This is a genomic window from Granulimonas faecalis (genome assembly GCF_022834715.1).
GTDB lineage: Bacteria > Actinomycetota > Coriobacteriia > Coriobacteriales > Atopobiaceae > Granulimonas > Granulimonas faecalis.
In genome coordinates this window covers 1,371,772-1,391,018 of sequence record NZ_BQKC01000001.1, presented here as the reverse complement: position 1 = coordinate 1,391,018, position 19,247 = coordinate 1,371,772, and the positions used below count along the sequence as shown (strand labels likewise).

At 63.8% G+C, this 19,247-nt stretch carries 13 protein-coding genes; 12 read left to right on the top strand and 1 reads right to left on the bottom strand.

Annotation, left to right across the window (positions count from 1 at the left end; translation table 11 throughout):
* Nucleotides 1-43 precede the first annotated feature (43 nt).
* The 6 genes from OR600_RS06290 to OR600_RS06265 all read left to right on the top strand — a co-directional run bounded on the left by OR600_RS06290 (nt 44) and on the right by OR600_RS06265 (nt 8,185).
* Nucleotides 44-1,642: a class I adenylate-forming enzyme family protein gene (locus OR600_RS06290; protein WP_168353962.1), complete on the top strand. Its 1,599-nt coding sequence runs from the start codon at nt 44-46 to the stop codon at nt 1,640-1,642.
* Nucleotides 1,635-3,233: an acyl CoA:acetate/3-ketoacid CoA transferase gene (locus tag OR600_RS06285; RefSeq protein WP_204407263.1), complete on the top strand. Its 1,599-nt coding sequence runs from the start codon at nt 1,635-1,637 to the stop codon at nt 3,231-3,233. Before OR600_RS06290 ends, OR600_RS06285 begins: the two co-directional genes overlap by 8 nt.
* 78 nt (nt 3,234-3,311) lie before the next feature.
* On the top strand, nt 3,312-4,163 hold the full coding sequence (locus OR600_RS06280) for a 3-hydroxyacyl-CoA dehydrogenase family protein (RefSeq protein WP_135977157.1): 852 nt from the start codon (nt 3,312-3,314) through the stop codon (nt 4,161-4,163).
* A 34-nt stretch (nt 4,164-4,197) separates the two neighbouring features.
* The gene (locus OR600_RS06275; RefSeq protein WP_265590846.1) at nt 4,198-5,412 is read left to right on the top strand and encodes a thiolase family protein; all 1,215 of its coding nucleotides are present in this window, start codon (nt 4,198-4,200) and stop codon (nt 5,410-5,412) included.
* A gap of 83 nt (nt 5,413-5,495) precedes the next feature.
* Nucleotides 5,496-6,683, top strand: coding sequence for an iron-containing alcohol dehydrogenase (locus OR600_RS06270; RefSeq protein WP_135977159.1), 1,188 nt, complete (start codon nt 5,496-5,498; stop codon nt 6,681-6,683).
* Between the two features lie 371 nt (nt 6,684-7,054).
* Nucleotides 7,055-8,185 (top strand): glycerate kinase family protein, encoded by a 1,131-nt coding sequence (locus OR600_RS06265; protein WP_265590845.1) that lies wholly within the window; start codon nt 7,055-7,057, stop codon nt 8,183-8,185.
* Between the two features lie 33 nt (nt 8,186-8,218).
* Here the strand turns inward: OR600_RS06265 and OR600_RS06260 are convergent, their stop codons facing one another.
* Nucleotides 8,219-9,328 carry a DUF8462 domain-containing protein gene (locus OR600_RS06260; RefSeq protein ID WP_265590844.1) on the bottom strand — a complete coding sequence of 370 codons (1,110 nt, stop codon included), beginning with the start codon at nt 9,326-9,328 and terminating at the stop codon, nt 8,219-8,221.
* Between the two features lie 218 nt (nt 9,329-9,546).
* On the opposite strand from OR600_RS06260, the gene OR600_RS06255 reads away from it, so the two are divergent.
* The 6 genes from OR600_RS06255 to OR600_RS06230 all read left to right on the top strand — a co-directional run bounded on the left by OR600_RS06255 (nt 9,547) and on the right by OR600_RS06230 (nt 19,245).
* Complete coding sequence (locus tag OR600_RS06255) at nt 9,547-9,744, top strand: hypothetical protein (protein ID WP_204407323.1); 198 nt, start codon at nt 9,547-9,549, stop codon at nt 9,742-9,744.
* 245 nt (nt 9,745-9,989) lie between these two features.
* Nucleotides 9,990-10,433, top strand: coding sequence for a hypothetical protein (locus OR600_RS06250; RefSeq protein ID WP_265590843.1), 444 nt, complete (start codon nt 9,990-9,992; stop codon nt 10,431-10,433).
* A gap of 599 nt (nt 10,434-11,032) precedes the next feature.
* On the top strand, nt 11,033-13,687 hold the full coding sequence (locus OR600_RS06245) for a DISARM anti-phage system protein DrmE domain-containing protein (RefSeq protein WP_265590842.1): 2,655 nt from the start codon (nt 11,033-11,035) through the stop codon (nt 13,685-13,687).
* A 19-nt stretch (nt 13,688-13,706) separates the two neighbouring features.
* A complete protein-coding gene (locus OR600_RS06240) occupies nt 13,707-16,931 on the top strand; it encodes a helicase-related protein (RefSeq protein WP_265590841.1) in 3,225 nt (1,074 codons plus the stop codon).
* Between the two features lie 36 nt (nt 16,932-16,967).
* Nucleotides 16,968-18,815 (top strand): MrfA Zn-binding domain-containing protein, encoded by a 1,848-nt coding sequence (gene drmB, locus OR600_RS06235; RefSeq protein WP_265590840.1) that lies wholly within the window; start codon nt 16,968-16,970, stop codon nt 18,813-18,815.
* A 76-nt stretch (nt 18,816-18,891) separates the two neighbouring features.
* Nucleotides 18,892-19,245: a nucleotide pyrophosphohydrolase gene (locus OR600_RS06230; RefSeq protein WP_265590839.1), complete on the top strand. Its 354-nt coding sequence runs from the start codon at nt 18,892-18,894 to the stop codon at nt 19,243-19,245.
* Nucleotides 19,246-19,247: the final 2 nt, after the last annotated feature.

Here is a 19,247-nt window from a genome sequence, read left to right as displayed (position 1 = left end):
TCGAAGGCGGCGAAGGCGGCGGGAAGAGAGGGGAGTGGTGGGCATGATCTCGGGCGACCTCTGCTGGGGGTCCCTCGCGGACGACCTCATCATAGGCTGTGACGGCAAGCGTCGCTGGGCCGGTGCGCCCCGCACGCTCTACGCGACCTTGGAGCAGAGCGCCCGGCGCTACCCCCACCACGACGCCGTGGTGGACGACGACGGCACCCGCACCACCTACGCGGCCCTCCTCGACCTGGTAGACCGCCTCGCCGGGCGCCTGGAGCGCCGCCTCTCGGTGCGCCCCGGCGACCGGGTGGCCCTGCTCATGGAGGCGGGCCTTCCCTACGTGGCCTCCCTCTACGCCGTGAACCGCCTGGGGGCGGCCGCCGTGGCCGTGCCCACCAAGTGCCGCCGCGACGAGGCCGTGACCCTGCTCTATGCCGCCGACGTCACCCATGCGGTGGTGGGGCCCGAGTACGAGGCCTGGGCGCCGTCCCTGCCGGTGGAGCCCGACCGCGTGCTCTGGGCGTCCCAGGTGGCCGGCGGCGACGTTCCGGCCCCGGCCTCGGCCCCCCACGGGGACGCCGCCTCCTGCGCCCTCATGATGTTCACCAGCGGCACCACGAGCCGGGCCAAGGCCGTGATGCTGTCCAACGAGAACGTGGTACACGCGGCCCTCACCTACGGCCGGCTCTGCGGCACCACCATCGAGGACCGCTGCCTGGTGTGCCTGCCCATCTACTACGTCACGGGCCTCGTGGGCCTGGTGGCCCACTTCGTCGCGGTGGGGGCCACGGTGTGCCTCCAGCGGCGCTTCGACGCCCAGCGGGCCCTGGGGCGCGTGGCCGCGGAGGGCGTCACCTACCTCCACGCGGCCCCCGCGGCCTTCTCGCGCATGCTGGACGAGCGCGGGGCCTTCCCCGAGCTCCCCTCGGTGCGCATGGTGCTGTCGGGGTCGGCCCGGGAGACCGCGGCCACCATGGACGCCTTCCGGCGGTGGATGCCTCAGGCCCAGTTCCGGGTGGTCTACGGCCTCACCGAGACCGCCAGCCCCGCCCTGCTCTTCCCAGGCGACACCCCCAGCTCCCCCTGCCCCATGGCCACCGGGCTCCCCGTGCCCGGCATGGACGCCAAGATCGTGGACGGCGCCGGCAACGAGGTGGCTGACGGCGCGGCCGGGGAGCTGTGGCTCCGCGGCACCAACGTCTGCGAGGGCTACTGGAGGCGCCAAAGCGACGCCCACAAGGGCGACGGCTGGTTCGCCACCGGCGACGTGGCCCGTCTCGACCACGGCCTCGTCTGGGTGGTGGACCGCATCAAGGACATGATCAACCGGGGCGGGGAGAAGGTGTGGTGCTCCTCCCTGGAGGAGCACCTGGCCGCCGTGCCCGGCGTGGCGGCCGCCCTCGTGGCCGGCATCCCCTCCGCCGCCTACGGCGAGGTGCCCGTGGCGGTCTGCGTGCGCGAGGCCGGCTCCCGCGTCAGCGAGCAGGAGGTGCGCTCCTGGCTCTCGGGGCGGGTCGCCCGCTTCGAGGTACCCGAGCACGTGGTCTTCGCCGACGAGCTGCCCCTCACCCCCGCCTCCAAGCCCGACCGCGCCCGCGCGGCCTCCATCGTCCTCGACCACATCGCCCAAGAAAGGACGGCCGTCCATGGCTAGCGCCCTCGACGCCCACTTCTGCACCCCCGACGAGGCCATGGCACAGATCCGGGACGGCCAGACCGTGGCCACCGTGGCCATGACCCTGGTGTCGGCCTCGGAGTCAAACCTCAAGGCCCTGGAGCGCCGGTTCCTCGAGACCGGGCACCCCCGGGACCTCACCCTCATCCACTCCTGCGGCCAGTCGGACCGCGAGCGCGGCATCCAGCACCTGGCCCACGAGGGCATGGTGCGCCGCATCGTCGGCGCCCACTGGGGGCTGCAGCCCAGGTGGATGGAGCTCATCGCCTCAAACAAGGTGGAGGCCTACTGCCTGCCCCAGGGTCAGATGGCCCAGCTCTACCGCGAGGCCGCCTCGGGGCTGCCCGGCAAGGTGAGCCAGGTGGGCCTGGGCACCTTCATCGACCCGCGCGTGGAGGGCGGCAAGATGAACGAGCGCACCCGGGCCTGCGAGGACCTCGTGGAGGTGGTGGAGCTCGACGGCCGGGAGTTCCTGTTCTACCGGGCGCTCCCCATCGACTGGCTCCTCATCCGCGGCACCGCCGCCGACGGCCAGGGCAACCTCACCACCACCGACGAGGCCATGAAGCTCGAGGTGCTGCCGGCGGTGCTCGCCTGCAAGCGCTGGGGCGGCAAGGTGGTGGCCCAGGTGCGCGAGCGGGTGGAGACCGGCACCCTCGACCCCAAGGACGTCACCGTCCCCGGCGTCTTCATCGACTCCGTGGTGGTCTGCCCCGACCCCGAGACCGACCACCGCATGACCTCGTCGTTCTACTTCGACCCGTCGTTCTGCGGCCAGGCCCGGGTGCCCGAGGAGGCCATCGAGCCGGCCCCCATGAACGAGCGCAAGCTCATCGCCCGCCGCGGCGTCTGCGAGCTCTACCCCGGGGCCGTGGTGAACCTGGGCACGGGCATCCCCAACGACATGGTGGGCCGCGTGGCCGCCGAGGAGGGACTGTCCGACGACGTCATGATCACCGTCGAGAGCGGCATCTACGGCGGCGTGCAGCTGGGCGGCGTGGACTTTGGCATAGGCCAGAACCTCACGGCCATGGTGGCCCACCACGAGCAGTTCGACTACTACGACGGCGCCGGCGTGGACGTCACGTTCATGGGCCTCGGCGAGCTCGACGGCCAGGGCAACGTCAACTCCACCAAGATGGGGGACCGCTGCGCCGGCGCCGGCGGGTTCATCGACATCACCCAGAACGCCAAGAAGGTGGTGTTCCTCGGCACCTTCACCGCCAAGGGCGGCCGGTACCGCTTCGAGGACGGCCGCCTGGTGATAGAGCGGGAGGGGGAGGTGCGCAAGATGGTCCCCCAGGTGGGCCAGCTCTCCTTCAACGGGCCCGCCGCCCGCCGCGCCGGCCAGGAGGTGCTCGTGGTCACCGAGCGCGCCGTGTTCCGCCTGGTGCCGGAGGGTGTGGAGCTCGTGGAGGTCGCCCCGGGCATCGACCTCCAGACCCAGGTGCTCGACCTTATGGGCTTCACGCCCATCGTGAGCCCGAACCTCAAGGTCATGGACCCGGCGCTCTTCACCGTGGACGGCCCCGCCGGCATCGCCTTGGGCCCGCGCCCGGAGGGGCGCTGAGAGACGGCCCTCCCGGCAGCATTGAATCATCGGATTAACCATAGCGGACACATTAATTAAGGAAAGGAAGCACACCTCATGAACGAGAAGAAGGTCGCGGTCATCGGCTCCGGTCTCATGGGCGGCGGCATCGCCCAGCTCTGCGCCCAGTCGGGCTTCGAGACGGTCAACGTGGACATCGCCCCGGAGCCCCTGGAGCGCGCCCAGGCCCTCGTCGAGAAGCTGCTCTCCGGCAAGGTGGCCAAGGGCAAGATGGACCAGGCCGAGAAGGACGCCGTCATGGGGCGCCTCACCTACAGCTGCGACTTCGCCGACATCGCCGACGCCGCCGTGGTGGTGGAGGCCGTGCCCGAGCGCCTGGATATCAAGAAGGCCACCTTCGCCTCCATCGACGAGCACGCCGACCCCGAGGCCGTCCTGCTGACCAACACCTCGGGCCTCTCGGTGTCGGCCATCGCCGCCGCCACGGCGCGCCCCGGCTCGGTCATGGGCATGCACTTCTTCTATCCGGCGCCGGTCATGAGGCTCGTGGAGCTTGTCCGAGGCATCGCCACCACCGACGACACCTACGACCGTGCCGTCGCCTTCGCCGAGGCCATCGGCAAGGAGGCCATCGACGCCCCGGAGCTGCCGGGCTTCGTGGTGAACCGCCTCATCGTGCCCTACCAGAACGAGGGCGCCTTCCTCGTCATGGAGGGCGTGGCCCCCGAGGACGTGGACCGCGGCATGAAGCTCGGCTGCAACCACCCCATGGGCCCCTGTGAGCTCATGGACTTCACCGGCATCGACGTGGTGCTCGCCACCATGCGCGGCCTCTACGAGCAGTTCGGCGACTCCAAGTACCGCCCCGCGCCCATTCTGCAGACCATGGTCGACGCCGGCCGCCTGGGCCGCAAGACCGGCCGCGGCTTCTACGACTACACCAAGTGACCGTAGCCCGAGAGAGAAGAGAGAGGGAAGAGCTTTGAACAGGACCTTCGAGAAGCACGACGACGACATCGTCATCGTGGCCGGCGCCCGCACCGCCATCGGCCGCTTCGGCGGCAGCCTCAAGGACATCTCGGCCATCGACCTCGGCGCCACCGTGGTGGCCGAGGCCGTGGAGCGCGCCGGCATCGACCCGGCCGAGGTGGACGAGCTCGTGGTGGGCCAGGTGGGCGGCTGGGGCCCCAACGGCTTCGTGGCCCGCGCCGTGGGCCTCAAGGCGGGCCTGCCTAACGAGACCTGCGCCTACTCGGTCAACCGCCAGTGCGGCAGCGGCCTCCAGGCCATCGTGGAGGCCGTGATGGAGATCCGGTGCGGCGCCAGCGAGGTCGTGGTGGCCGGCGGCACCGAGAACCTGTCGCAGCTGCCCTACTACGTCACCGACGCCCGCTGGGGCGCCCGCATGGGTCACAAGCGCTTCGAGGACGGCGTCATCGACATCCTCACCTGGCCCCTGGACGAGTCCCACAACGGCGTGACCGCCGAGAACGTGGCCCGGGAGTTCAACGTCACCCGCGAGGAGCAGGACGAGTTTGCCGCCCGCAGCCAGCAGCGCGCCGTGAAGGCCGTGGCGGACGGCGTCTTCGCCGACGAGATCGTGGCCGTCAACGTGCCGGGCCGCAAGGGTGCCGTCACCGTGGTGGACACCGACGAGAACCCCCGCGACGGCGTCACTGCCGAGGGCCTGGCCCGGCTCAAGCCGTGCTTCGTCTTCGACGGCACCGGCACCGTGACCGCGGCCAACTCCAGCTCCCTGAACGACGCCGCCGCGGCCGTGGTGGTCATGACCCGCGCCAAGGCCGCCGAGCTGGGCTGCGAGCCCATGGCCACCATCCGCGGCTGGGCCGTGGCCGGCTACGACGCCGCCCTCATGGGCTACTCGCCCTTCCTCTCCACCAAGAAGCTCGCCGAGCAGCTGGACATCGACCCGGCCGAGGTGGGGTTCTTCGAGCTCAACGAGGCCTTTGCCAGCCAGGTCGTGGCCGTGAGCCGCGACCTCGGCCTCGACCCGGAGCGCGTGAACGTCTACGGCGGCGGCATCTCCCTCGGCCACCCCATCGGGGCCACCGGCGCCGTGCTCGCCCTCAAGTGCGCCTATGAGCTCGGGCGCCGCCACCCGGAGAAGGGCGACGCCATGGTGTCCATGTGCATCGGCGGCGGCCAGGGCATCTCTATGTACTTCACCGCCGGCTGATCCCGCCGGCCCGGTACCGGGCCACTGTTTGTCACCGGGTTTTCCCACCGTTCAAAGATCCCTATGGATAGGAGTTGCGCGTCATGGTCAATTTCGAGTTCCTCGTTCCCACCAAGGTCGTGTTCGGCAAGGACACCGAGAGCGAGGCCGGCCGCCTCGTCAAGGAGTACGGCGGCACCAAGGCCCTCATCCACTGGGGCGGCGACTACGTACGCACCACGGGCCTGCTCGACCGCGTGGAGAAGGGCCTCGCCGAGGCCGGCGTCGAGTACGTGGAGCTGGACGGCGTGGTGCCCAACCCGCGCCTCTCCCTCGTGAAGGAGGGCGTGGAGCTCGCCCGCAAGGAGGGCGTGGACTTCGTGCTCGCCATCGGCGGCGGCAGCGCCATCGACTCCTCCAAGGCCATCGCCTACGGCCTGACCAACGACTTCGAGCTGGAGGACCTCTTCCTCGGCAAGGTGGCCACCGACAGGATCGCCCCCCTGGCCGCCATCTCCACCCTGGCCGGCACCGGCTCGGAGACCTCCAACTCCACGGTGATCAACATCGACACCCTCGACGGCCCCATGCTCAAGCGCTCCTACAACCACGAGTGCGCCCGCCCGCTCTTTGCCATCATGAACCCCGAGCTCACCTACTCGCTGCCGGCCTTCCAGACCGCGGCCCCCGGCGCCGACATCATGATGCACACCATGGAGCGCTACTTCACCACCGTGGAGCACACCGAGCTCATCGACGCCATGGCCGAGGGGCTCATGCGCACCGTGAGGACCGCGGTGCCCGAGGCCCTGGCCAACCCCGGCGACTACGCCGCCCGCTCCAACCTGCTGTGGGCCGGCTCGCTCTCCCACAACGGCCTCACCGGTACCGGCAACGTGGGCGACTTCGCCTGCCACGCCATCGAGCACGAGATCGGCGCCATGTTCGACGTGGCTCACGGGGCCGGCCTCACGGCCATCTGGTCCGCCTGGGCCAGGTACGTGCTGCACACCAAGCCCGAGCGCTTCGCCCAGTTTGGCGTGAACGTCTTTGGCGTGGAGAACGACTTCGACGACCCGGTGGCCACGGGTCTCCGCGGCATCGAGGCCTGGGACGACTGGTGCCACAAGATCGGCCTGCCCACGACCCTCACCGAGCTGGGCATCGACCCCACCCCCGAGCAGATGCGCGAGATGGCCGAGGGGGCCGTGGAGGCCCGCGGCGGCAACCTGGGCGGCTTCTGCCACCTGGAGGCCAGCGACGTGGTGGCCATCCTGGAGGCGGCCCGGTAGGGGAGCCGGCCCCCGGGTGCGCCGCACCTCTCGGCACCCGGGGTCCTCTCGGCACCCCTCGGCACCTGAATGCGGTTGAGGGCGACTCGCGGCGCGGTCCAGCCGCCAAAGTCGCCCTCAGCTGCGTTCAGGAGGGCGAAATCCGCCCCCAGTCGCGTTCAGGTGCCGAGGAGGTCGCCCCCATTCGCGTTCAGGTGCCGATGCGCGATGTAGACGTGTGACAAAGGTGCCTGGCCCATCTGTCACTTGTCCTATTTCGTGTTTGATGAAATCGCCGACAACCGCCGACAACCGCCGATAACCGCCCGCTCGGCCCGGCCTCGTAGCCGTTACGCTTGATATCCCGCCAGCTCCCAAACCGAGGAGGACCCATGCCCCGCTTCCTGTTTGCCTGCGACTCCTTCAAGGGCACGCTCTCCTCGGCCCGCACCGCGGAGCTGCTCGCCGAGGCCGCCGAGCGGCACTTCCCCGGCTGCGGGTGGGCCGCCGTCCCCATGGCCGACGGCGGGGAGGGGACCGTGGACGCCGTCGTGGCGGCCACGGGTGGCGAGAAGGTGACGGCCCGGGTGGACGGCCCCCTGGGCGACCCTGTCCAGGCCGCCTACGGCATGCTGCCGGACGGCGGCGCCGTCATAGAGATGGCCGCCGCGTCAGGGCTGCCCCTCGTGGCGGGCCGGGAGGACGTCCTCGCTGCCTCCACGCTGGGGACCGGTCAGCTCGTGGCCCACGCGCTCGACCGCAGGGCACGCGGCGTGGCCCTGGCCATCGGCGGGTCGGCCACCAACGACGGCGGCAGCGGTTTCCTCGTGGCGCTGGGTGCTCGCCTGCTGGACGCCCGGGGCGAGGAGGTCGTCCCCTGCGCCGCCGACCTCGGGCGCGTGGCGGCGGTGGACCTCTCGGGGCTGGACCGGCGCCTGGCCTCCGCGGGGCTCACCGTGATGTGCGACGTGGACAACCCGCTCCTGGGCGAACAGGGCGCCACCCGGGTCTTCGGGCCGCAGAAGGGCGCCACCCCCGAGGTCGTCGAGCGCGTGGAGGAGGGCATGGCCGTCTACGCCCGTGCGCTCTCAAAGGCCTGCGGACGCGACGTCGCGTCCGTCCCGGGGGCAGGGGCGGCCGGCGGCCTGGGCGCGGCGTGCCTGGCGGTGGGGGCCACCCTCAGGCCGGGCATCGACACGGTGCTCGACCTCGTGGGCTTCGAGGGGCTCCTCAACGGCACCGACCTCGTGGTCACCGGCGAGGGGCGGCTGGACGCCCAGACCGCCCACGGCAAGGTGGTCTCGGGCGTGACAGCGGCCTCCCGGCGGGCGGGCGTGCCCTGCGTGGCCGTGGCGGGGTCGGTGGACGAGGGCTACCGTCCGGGCGACATCCCCGGCCTTGCCGCCGCGGTGTCCTGCGTCACGAGGCTGGAGCCCCTGGAGCGGGTGCTCGCCCACGCCGAGGAGAACTTTGCCGCCGCGGCGGACCGCCTCTTCTCGCTCCTGGCCATCGACCTCGCGTGACGGCGGGCGGGTTTTGACAGGCTCTCGCGCTCCTTACAGCCCGTTTGACAGAAGGTGGTCGCGTAGATAGGGGACCGCAAAGGTGAGCCTGCCGCGTCCGGCCTGCTCCACCACGCCGGCGTCGAGGAGCCTCCTGCGGTACTTCTGGGCGTAGTCGGGGGTGACCCCGAGGCGCTCGGCGACGTCGCCGATGCGGCTCGACCCCTCGTCCGGGGCCATGGCCGTGAGGAAGTCGACGTCGCGGTCGGAGAGGGCGCGCAGCGTCGTCTCGCAGACGTCGTTCTCAAAGTCTGCCTGCGAGGAGGCAGCCGCGCTCTCAAGGATATCCGGTGTGAGCTCGCCGCCGGGCTGCAGGCGGATGGCTATGTTGTGCCCCAGGAGCTGCATGAGGTACGCGGACCCCTGTGACGCCTCTGCCGCCTGGCGCGTCATGGGGCCGGTGCTCGCGATTCCGAGCTCGCGGAACGCATCCTCGTAGAACGCCTCCACGTCGCCGATGGGGATGGCGGGGAGGGGGAGCTTCCGGGCGCGGTTGAGGAAGGTGAGGACGCGGTCGTTGAGGGTCGCGGAGACGGCGCCGGGGAGCCCCGCCATCACGATGGCGACGTCGAGGCCCTGGCCGACCAGTTCCTGGTACACGGAGACCAGCTGACGGACCTCCGGGGAGTTGGCCTGAAGCTCGTCGATGAGGATGAGGGAGCCCCTGCCGAGCTCGCTCAGCCTTTGCACGGTCTGGGTGAGACGGTGCTCGGGGCTGGCCACGGTCGGAGCATCCTTGGAAAACTGGACCCCGACGGAGAAGCCGAGCGCCCCGATGCTGCCGCCCGAGATGCGGGCGTGGTCGTCACCCTCGACGTACCTGCCGGCGTCTGCCTGCAGTTTCTCGACGATCCTGTCGAGCATCCCCTCAGAGGGGATCGTGGGGCTGGCGACGGTCCAGCCGCGGGCGCGGGCCCGTTCGGCGAGCTCCCAGAGGAGGACGGTCTTGCCGCTGCCCCGTTGGCCGAGCATGACGATGGAACGCTCCCTGCTGCCGGGGGCGGAGTCGAGACCGGCGAGCATCGTCCCGATCTGGGGTTCCCGACCCACCAGTTGGGACGGGCGGTTGCCAAACGAGGGGGCGAAAATCGTGTCTATGGTCATTCATCCTCCTCACCTGCAGTTTTCCTTTTTTTCCTATTTTTTCCTTTTTTTCCTATTCGTCAAGCGTGATGCCACTGCGCGGGCTGGGAGCCGCCATGGGCGGGCGCTGCCGTCCCGGTCGTGCCACTCCTCGCGCAGCGCGTAGGGGACGGCACCCACCAGCACCATGTCCCCGCGACGGCTACAATCCCCCCAAACCCCGACGGATGGGAGTCGCCATGGAGCCGGACCGTGTTCTCGTAGACGTAGACGCCCTGCGCGCGTACCTGCTCGACTACTGCGGCACGGCCATGTTCTCCGGCTTTCCCGCGGCACTGCTGGACGTGGCCGACGTGGACGGCGCGAGCCCCGAGGAGCTTGTCTCCATCGCGGAGCGCCTGGGCGTGGACCCGGCGCGGTTCGCGGTGGGGGAGTGAGGGGGCGCCGCTGGTATCGGGACGGCCGCGCCTGCCGCCGCCTTCCGGGCGTCTGGTGCGATTAAATAAATTTATGATACATTATAGATACGACAATTATATAATTCCACCAATAACCTCGCTGTGTATGAAAACATTGGACAACAAGCAATGTTTTGAGGTAGCGTCGTGTTACAGAATTTCTGAAAGCGCTTCGGCCCGCGGCCGGGCGCCCGGGAACGGCAAACAAGACACAGGGAGGCACAATGAACCAAAACGTTCTGGCCCAGGCCATCGCTCAGGTCGTCCGCACCGACCCCAAGACCTACGGGGCCCAGCTCCTGTCGCTCAGCCCCAGCAAGGAGCTGTTCGAGGCCGTGCGGGCCGTTCTCGGCGAGCCCTTCGACGAGGAGGACTTCTACGGCGCCCTCAAAGAGGCCGTGGGTCTTTGTGCCGAGAAGATCGTGGCCGCAAGCGACGACCCGTGGCACGCCGCAGTCGATTGCTACCTGTTCGATCCCGCCGTGGAGTGCACCGCTGTGGGCGAAGCCTCGGACGGTTCGCCCGTGTTCCGCTACATGGATGTGGGCGGCCATTACCTGGACCAGATCGCGGTTCGGTGTCCCGACGCCGGCGACGGGAAGTGGGGCCTACCCGAGGCCGAGAGCTTCTTCACGTTGCCCGGCGGATTCCAGGCTGCCCACGTTTGATGGGGTGGGCAAATGCCCATGACCGCTCTAGGCGTCAGGAAATGTGGGCTGAAGCCATACCTGGCATGAGCACAAATGTGATCAATAAAACTATTTGAGCAGAAGCTGCCCATAACGCAACAATGCTCTTTCGCCTGCTAGCTGGTTTAGAAGCGTCAACAAAGGGATTTGGTCATGACAGAACAAAAACGGGAGGTCAGAGACCTGGTCAGTGAAAAGCCTCTGACCACCCAGAAGAGGATGGCCTTCATCGATGAAACCGAAGAGCGGCTAGTCCACTATGAGCCGGCCACGCAAGGGAGGGGCGGCGGCAAGGAGGATGTCGGCGAGGTCGCTGAGAATAAAGATAATATATCGCATTACTCTGCCGCTTTTCTTTGCTGGAGTTTACTGACTACTCCGAGATGCATGGGGCTTCCGGTTGTGGTTTGGGGGCGCATAAGGGCCCTTTGCGAAGGCCGGATAGAGATGATGGGGGGACTTCGCGTTTCCGTCTTTGACGCACCCGGCGACTGTGTTAGAGGGTCTCAAAATGATCCCGCATTCCGGAGGGGGCTACTTGACAGAGTCTATCCCAACTCGTCGGAAATGGTTGCAGCATGAACGGTTTTGGAGAGTCCTGTCCTAGGGAGACAATAGATGTTACAAGTTTTCTTAGATCGTTTCCCCGAGACTTCGATGGCGTAGGCCTTACGTTCAAGGGTCTCGGCAAAGTTGGGATAACCACACTGACCCATGCGAACCTGTCATTGCTCAGGAGGGCAGTTGAGGGCGGCCACGATGGCGTAATCGTCAGTTGTCCCGATTTTGTTCGCGAGTCGGTTGCTACAGCCTTCCTTGCATCATTTAAGAACCTTATAGAATTCAAAGGGGGTGGTGGCCTTCGTGAGCCGGTGTCGGGGGAACGTGTCGCAGTCGGTCGCTGTGTGGTGGATGTTGTAGACGTCGACGAAGAAATGGTGCGGTTCGACGGGTTAGGAATCAATCACAGGGTAGGTCTCCGCCGCGACAAGTTTCCGCTTGTTCACAGTGCCTCAGGCGAGCTGACAAGACTCAAAAAGGGGTCCAAGGAACTTCGGCAAGCGGCTGAAGAGTACGACGCCGTGGCCCCTTTTGCCAGGGCACTTCTGGACAGATGTGGTAGTGCCGTTCCCGCTGTCGGAATCGTGTCAAGCTCGTGTCAATACCTCGATGAACCGCCGACCCGTATTTTGAATGGGTCCTTGGTCTCGGATGGTCACGAGACGCCCCTCTCCGATGCTCTTCCATTGACCTATCTCTCCCCGGAAAAGGAGAGGAACGGCTTCGATTGGCCGTTCGATGTCACTCCTTCAATCCTTTTGGCACCCCGCTCGAACGGGGTCGGAGATGCCTTTTCTCTCGCGAATTGCGACGATGGGACCATCCTCGACTTTGTGTCCATCAACATCCCTGATTCCGATGTGTTCGAATCCGAGATGCTTCCTGGCATTCGCTTTCTAGTGAAAAGGCAGCATGTTCCTGTCATCGGATTCTGCGATCGCTGGACACTCGATAAAGTCTCCGGGTTGCAGGCACTCGAGAAATATAACTTCCTAATCGTTGATTGGGACTGGGATTGGGGTTGTTGTGAGGCCATCAGAGGGCAAGGCCCGCTCGTCCTCTCGGCGACCCAAAGAAACCGTCTAGAAGGTTCCTCTAGGGAAGCCAAGCTTCACGTCGTGCCCTCTGGCGACAGTGGTCTCTCGCGGGTCGCCTCGGTCTTTGAGGGTGTGCTTAGACGAACAGAGATGATCAACAGCGAAGCTCTCGTGGCGAAACAGCATCTGTTCCGCTACCTGGCCTCAGCTCTCAGGTTGACTATGCGCCCTGACGAGAATTACTGCTTCGAGCGGAGCGAAAGCATCAAAGGGTCTCTCAATGCCATCCTCAAATCTTCGTCTCTGACGGAAGAAGAATGCGGTGATCTGCAAGAAGCCTGCCGCATTCTCGCGTCGGTGTTTAACCCCACTCGTCATCTGCCAAAGGAGGACGAGATTCTCAAGATCGTGTCTGGTCGCCTAGGGGAGTTCGGGCAATCAGTCACGCTTGTCGTGGATACAGACAGGACGGAGCGGGCTTTCGAGTACTGGAGGAAGAGGGTCTCCGATGAAGGGCTGCCGACTGATCGTTTACACGTAGTGAACGTGTACGGGTTCATTGCAGAGAAAGGATCATCCAAGGACAAGGGGGATAGCGTCGTGTTCTGCGGTTGGTATGACCGCGGAACTATGGACCGAGCGATTCACTCCGGAATCTCTTCTGATGTGTCACTTGTGCTTTACGCGGGTGAGGACCATGACCTCGAAGTGGGTTGGTACAACGATGCGCGCATCCGGTGGCAGGCGTCCTCTGAACGTTGCGCGAAGAAGACCGATGAGTCCCTGTCTGCTCTGGGCTTCAGCCCTCCATTGCGCCCAAAAGGCAAGTGTCTCAAAAGGCCCTCTGGCAAGGAATGCGAGATCCGTGACACTTCGCCGGCAGCGACGGTTGTCGAAATCGATAAGAAGCTTCTTGAATCCGACATAGAGAGCGCGGGCGAAGATGGTGTCCGGGCACGACCGGTGCTGTTCGACGACGGCTCTCATGTATGGCTGAGCACCGACAAGGGGCACAGGGGAAAGCTCACCGTTATCACTGCATGTCTCGCGGGGCTCTCATGCGAGCCGGTGAAGAAGGGGGCCTCGGCCCTTCTGCAAGGGGATGTCGTCACGAGGACTAAAGCAGACAGGTCCTATATCTGGGAGGCATCTGCTTCAGTTGATGACGGTCATCAGGCTGATCTCGAGACTGCTCAGAGGTGGAAGGCTCCGATAAAACGGGCGCAGGAGAGGGGGATGACCGACGCGGAGATCATCAGTAGGATTCGTTCCTATCAAAAGAATAGGGTCCAGCCTCAGACCGTCAGAACCTGGATTACCGATGCAGGAAAGATTTGCCCACGGAAGAAGGAGCATATTCGGTCGATTTTCGTTGCTATGGGCGAGCCTGTCGACGGGCCGGTACTGGACGAGATCCTGGAAGCGGCCGAGAGGGTCAGGGGGTCCCATCGCAAGACAAGCCGCTTGGTGAAGAAGGAAATCGTAAATCTTTTCCTAGATGATGTTGCAGCCTTCGGTCTTGATGACGCCTTGGAAGGGTTTGACCGGCGCCACTCCCTCGGCACCGTGGAACTCTTGCGGGTCATGTCGATCGGGGAAGAGGCCCGAGTTTCCGAGAATGCGGCTGTCATCTAGGAGGAGGGAGGGATCTACAGTGCCCGATATCATTGGTAGTGGGTCTATTGACGATATGCTTAGGGACCGTATTTATAAGAGGGTCTTCGAGGAGTTCGTCGGGCCTATGGATGCCGCGTCCAAGGAGGTCATAACGATCCCGCCGACCCTTAGGTATTCTGCAGGTGTGCTTCACCCGCGGGGACTCGACCTCTCCTCAGAAGCGTGCGAGGGTGACGACAGTGCAATAACCGAAGAATGTGACTATGGAGAGACTTCGAGTGGCAAGGAGCAGCACCTAGATATTGTCGAAACCGGCGTGGACGATATCGAGGGGGCCAGCGACGAGCCCATAGCGCTGTCGAATGCCATGAGGCAGTCTGCCCTGAGCATGACGGTGGCAGTGCGTGATGGGGACCGCCTGTCCTATGTCGCGAGCTGCGCACGCTACGAGTCCGTTGCTGGCGACTCCGGCAATAGGTACCGACGCGTCCCATTGACCTTCGATGTGGGTTTTGATGAGCTCCCCTTGCCTCGGGAGCCAGGGGGGTCTTCGCGGCATTGGCTTGTGGATAGCTCCCTTTACCTCCAGGTCGTGTTTAGGAGGAGAATCCCTGAGGGAATTGTTGTCACTGTGGCGCTCTGCAACAACCTCGAAAATAAAAGAGACAGTTGTGAGAACTGCTTCTTCCAAGCCTCTGTTAAAGTCGTGTCAGAGCTCGGGCTCGTCCCTCCGGTCTGGTCAGATTCGACAAGGTCCGGGGTCACCGAAGAGGAGGCCTCGCACCTCCTTATCTACCGAGATGTGAGGAACTACGCGGTGGGTCATGGGTGTGCCACCCGGTGGGAGGAGGGGGAGAAGGTTACCTGGGCCCAGACCGAGGTCATGCCCGTGGCGGAAACCCGTTCGATGAAGCCCATGCACCCCTCTATGGAGGGGTTGGCACTTCCGCTCAAGACGTTCGGAGACCCTGACCAATGGTGCCAGACTCTGCTGGCAATGAGAGAGATGTGTCATAGGTACAAGAATTGGATCGCGGGCGTCGAGAGGGATGCCGGACTGCTTCCTGACGAGCATCGTGATGCGGCGGCGAATAATCTATCGAAGTGCAGGGCATGTCTTGCCAGGATGGAGGACGGCATCGACCTGCTGGAACACGATGAACATGTAAGGGACGCGTTCGTAATGACCAACGAGGCCATGTACGAGCAATACCTACACTACAGCGTGGTCAGCGGAGAGAGGGCATCCCTCGACGCCCCCGTTGATTCTCCCCGGTGTTGGAGGCCATTTCAGCTTGCATTTATAATCATGAACCTTCGTTCCATCGTTGACGAAGGTTGCAGCGAGAGGGGAGTCGTCGACCTCATCTGGTTTCCTACAGGAGGTGGCAAGACGGAGGCGTACCTCGGTCTTACTGCTTTTACCTTGATTTATGAAAGGCTTTCCGGGACCACGGCGAGCGGCGTTTCCGTCTTCATGCGCTACACCTTGCGCTTGCTCACATCTCAGCAGTTCGACCGAGCCTCGTCACTCATTTGTGCACTAGAGTCCATGCGCAGACGTCGCCGCGAAGTTCTCGGTGAGAGGACTTTCAGAATCGGTCTGTGGGTTGGTGGTGAAGCGAGCCCGAACACCAGAGAGAACGCCTCTGACGCGTTGAACAAGTATTTGAACTCAAAGGAATGCAAGAATCCGTTTCCGGTGCGGAGGTGCCCATGGTGCGGGGCCGACATGGAGGAGTGGGAGGTTCGTGATTCGGCCTATATCGAACATGGGAAGAAAAAGAGAATCGTCTTTGCCTGCCCCAACAGCGAGTGTGAGTTTTCGGATGCAGAAGGTCTCCCGCTCGATGTCGTTGACGAAGATATATATGAACGCCCGCCGTCGTTACTGGTCGGTACCGTGGACAAGTTCGCTATGCTTCCATATCGCCCGGAAGCTCTGGTGCTGTTCGGGATTCAGGGCGGGAGTATGCTGGGAGCCCCGAAGCTCATCATTCAGGACGAACTCCACCTTATCTCCGGCCCTCTAGGGTCGATGTGCGGCCATTATGAGACCTTGGTATCGACCCTTTGCGAGCGTGAAGGTCCCCACGGCGTCGTAAAGCCCAAGATTGTTGCATCAACGGCCACGGTAAGCCGGGCAAAGGAGCAGTGCAACCAACTGTATGCCTGTGGGAAGGACAACGTCTTCCAATTCCCTCCCGCTGGCATCGACCATGGAGATTCTTTCTTTGCCGTAGAGGATACCGGGGCACGTGGCAGACGCTATGTCGGGGTTTTCGTCCCTACGGTCAAGGATTCCTCCGCGAGTATCCAGCTCTACTCGGACCTCTTGTGGGAGCCTGCGTCCTGGAAGGACGTGGATGACGAGTGGAGGGATCGGTATTGGACCACCATCGGCTATTTCGGGACCACAAGAGAGCTCGGACAGGCCGTGACCTGGATGGGAGGGAGTATTCCGGAGCGCCTTAGGGAGCTCCGGAATAGATCAAATGACGGCACCATAAGGTGGCTCAACGAGGGTCTCGAGCTCACTGGTCGAAAGAGCGCAGATGAGGTGAGGTCCGGTCTAGGTCGCCTCTCGGTCTCCTATCCTCAGAGAGGCGCTGTTGACCTCTGTTTTGCCACGAACATGATATCTGTAGGTCTCGATGTTGGTCGCTTGGGACTCATGGTCGTAACCGGGCAACCGAAGTCCACTGCGGAGTACATTCAGGCAACGAGTCGTGTCGGGCGTGGTGATGCCAAAGGAATCGTGTTCGTCGTTTACAGCCCCACCCGGCCTCGTGATAGGTCCCACTACGAGAACTTCGCGATGTTCCATAAGAGTTTCTATCAGAATGTCGAGCCTTCGAGTGTGACGTCGTTTTGCAGGCAGGTGAGAAATCGCGCCCTGTTTGGGACCCTCGAGGGAATCTATCGCTCCGCTCTAGATGGGTCCATGGAGCGACCTCCTGCAGATCCGGACGGCCCCGCCTTCGACAGGGCCGTCAACGCCGTGATCGAGAGGGTGGCTAAGGTCGACCCAGAGGAGCGCGAGGGGACCAGGGAGGACATCCAGGCCATTCTTGATCGGTGGCGGCATGCCAACTATGGACGCTGGATGGAACTCGGTTCTGGGTCAAAAAAGCTCGAATGTCCCCTCATGCGCTCCCCGGAGGTTGAGGTCAAAGATGAGTGGGAGGACTCGTTCGTGGTCCCTACGTCGATGAGGAGCGTTGACTCGCAGTGTGTCATGAGGATGATCAAATCGTATTGAGATGCTGGTTGAACATGAACCCGGTGAGGTGAGTCGATGAGAGTGTCGAGGAAATCAAGAAGCGGAAAAGGCAAAGCCGGACTGAAGTCGGATCACAAGATCCGGATGGGGCAGCTTCTCGGTCCCTACGGCGTGGGCTCCATCTACCCGTGCGACGCCAGCACCGTGGTTATGGTTGCAGGGCTCGACGCGTTTGACGAAAGAAAGCTGGGAGAGGTTCATGACGTTCGGCTTTGCAAGCGTATCGGCGTCAATGGACTTCGTTTGCCGCCGGTTTTCAAGAATGACAAAGATGACGGGTTCATTCCGGTCGTGAGGTTCCCCGGCTGGATGTACTGCCCGAAATGTGGGCGCATGCGCCATGTCGGCCTATTTGAAAACTCGCGGGTTACCTGTGATAACCCGGATTGCAAGCACCGCCTCCTCGTCCCCGAGCGGTTTATTGTCGTTTGCCCCCATGGCCATGTGGATGATTTTCCCGTGATGGAATGGGTTCATCACGGTCAGCATATTTGGCCTGGTGATCCAGAGCACGTCGTCACGAGAAAGACCGGTGGCGGAATCGGGACCATGGGGGATATCCGCTATAAATGCACATGCGGCGAGACGAGGACGCTTAAAGGTGCTATGGACCCATATGGGCCAGGGGGAATCAAGTACCACTGCAGAGGTCGCAGGCCCTGGCTGGGAAAAGAATCTGAAAGCTGTGACTGTGAGACGGGCGACCTTCGGGTTGCGGTCATGGGCGCTTCCAATGTCTGCTACAACGACACGGTCAGTTCGGTCCTGATACCTGGTCCCGTCGAGGAAAGGGCCAAGACAATCTTGTTAAATAGTCTCGACATACTCAAGGAGTTTGAAAATAGCGGGATGCTCCGCAAAGGCTTCGAGCTCATAGCGAAAACTGCGCCTGTTGAACCCGATGCCTTGGCTCTCGCCTACGAGCAGTTCAAGGATGTGGGCGATGCCGAGCAGACGGAGGCTGACTATCTTTACGAGGAGTATCTGACCCTTAAATATCCCGATGTCGTAAAGAATGATAAGTTTTCCGGCAATGCGGTGGACATCGGGGATTTTGACTCGCCGTTTCTGAAAGGGAAGGTGTCGAGTTTTACTCTTGCTGAGACCCTCACAGTGACTCGTGCGCTTGTGGGCCTCACAAGGCTTAGTCCTGAAGGAAACGAGGACAAGTCGATGCGGGAGCGCAGGGGGGACCTGTCTAAGCAACAACTGGACTGGACGTTGGCGGTTCAAAACGTCGGGGAAGGAATATTCCTAGAAATTGATGGGGAGACACTCGAGGGGCTGTGTGGCATCCCCGCGGTGAAAACGCGTGTCGAGATCATGCAGCAAAGACTTGACGGATCGAGGCGTCGAAGAAGGCTGGACGCTCGGGCTATCAACCCCAAGTTTGTCATTACCCACACTCTCGCCCATCTCCTTCTTTTGGCTATCAGCGAGGTCTGCGGTTACTCTGCTTCCTCCATCCGGGAGAGAGTCTATTGCGAAAGGTTCCTGACAGACGGTCAGGAAACACATGACGATATGCACGGCTTGCTCATCTATACAGCTTCCGAGACCGGTGAAGGCTCTCTCGGCGGTCTTGTCCGAACGGGTCGACCAGGCAGGTTCGAGGACGTTTTTCGCCGGGCGCTCGAGGACGCTTTATGGTGTTCGGGCGATCCGGTATGCATAGAGTCGAAAGGTCAAGGTCCCGATTCCTGCAACCTGGCTGCCTGCTACAACTGCGCCCTTGTGCCAGAGACCTCCTGCGAGGTAGGAAACCGTTTCCTCGATCGGGCCCTCATAGTGGGGACTTTGGACGACCCATCTGTAGGTCTGTTTGGGCCGATTCTTCGAGGCGATGACGGGCCGGCTGTATGACCCCTCGATCGATATGTGTCACGCTACGCACTTGGTAGCCAAACGGATGCATCCCCGCCGCAAGGAAGGAGCCGGCATGCCGCCAGAGGCCAGAACCACCCTGGACGACCAGGTCGCCGCGCTCCGCGCCTTCCGCGACGAGCGCGACTGGTCCCGCTTTCACACTCCCAAAGACTTGGCCTGTGCCATCTCGGTGGAGGCGGCCGAGCTGCTCGATGCCTTCCGCTGGAGCGGTCCGGACACCGGCGTTGCTGGCCGAGAGGACGAGGTGCGTGAGGAGCTCGCCGACGTCATGATCTACTGCCTCTACCTGGCAGACGCTATCGGCGAGGACCCCGCCGCCCTCATCGCCGACAAGCTCGCCCTCAACGAGGGCCACTATCCTGCAGACAAGTCCCGCGGCAGCGCGGCCAAGTACACGGAGCTCTAGCC

Coding starts and splice junctions, on each gene's coding strand:
- OR600_RS06290 (WP_168353962.1), top strand. CDS start 44: ATGATCTCGGGCGACCTCTGCTGGGGGTCCCTCGCGGACGACCTCATC.
- OR600_RS06285 (WP_204407263.1), top strand. CDS start 1,635: ATGGCTAGCGCCCTCGACGCCCACTTCTGCACCCCCGACGAGGCCATG.
- OR600_RS06280 (WP_135977157.1), top strand. CDS start 3,312: ATGAACGAGAAGAAGGTCGCGGTCATCGGCTCCGGTCTCATGGGCGGC.
- OR600_RS06270 (WP_135977159.1), top strand. CDS start 5,496: ATGGTCAATTTCGAGTTCCTCGTTCCCACCAAGGTCGTGTTCGGCAAG.
- OR600_RS06265 (WP_265590845.1), top strand. CDS start 7,055: ATGCCCCGCTTCCTGTTTGCCTGCGACTCCTTCAAGGGCACGCTCTCC.
- OR600_RS06260 (WP_265590844.1), bottom strand. CDS start 9,328: ATGACCATAGACACGATTTTCGCCCCCTCGTTTGGCAACCGCCCGTCC.
- OR600_RS06255 (WP_204407323.1), top strand. CDS start 9,547: ATGGAGCCGGACCGTGTTCTCGTAGACGTAGACGCCCTGCGCGCGTAC.
- OR600_RS06250 (WP_265590843.1), top strand. CDS start 9,990: ATGAACCAAAACGTTCTGGCCCAGGCCATCGCTCAGGTCGTCCGCACC.
- OR600_RS06245 (WP_265590842.1), top strand. CDS start 11,033: ATGAACGGTTTTGGAGAGTCCTGTCCTAGGGAGACAATAGATGTTACA.
- drmB (WP_265590840.1), top strand. CDS start 16,968: ATGAGAGTGTCGAGGAAATCAAGAAGCGGAAAAGGCAAAGCCGGACTG.
- OR600_RS06230 (WP_265590839.1), top strand. CDS start 18,892: ATGCCGCCAGAGGCCAGAACCACCCTGGACGACCAGGTCGCCGCGCTC.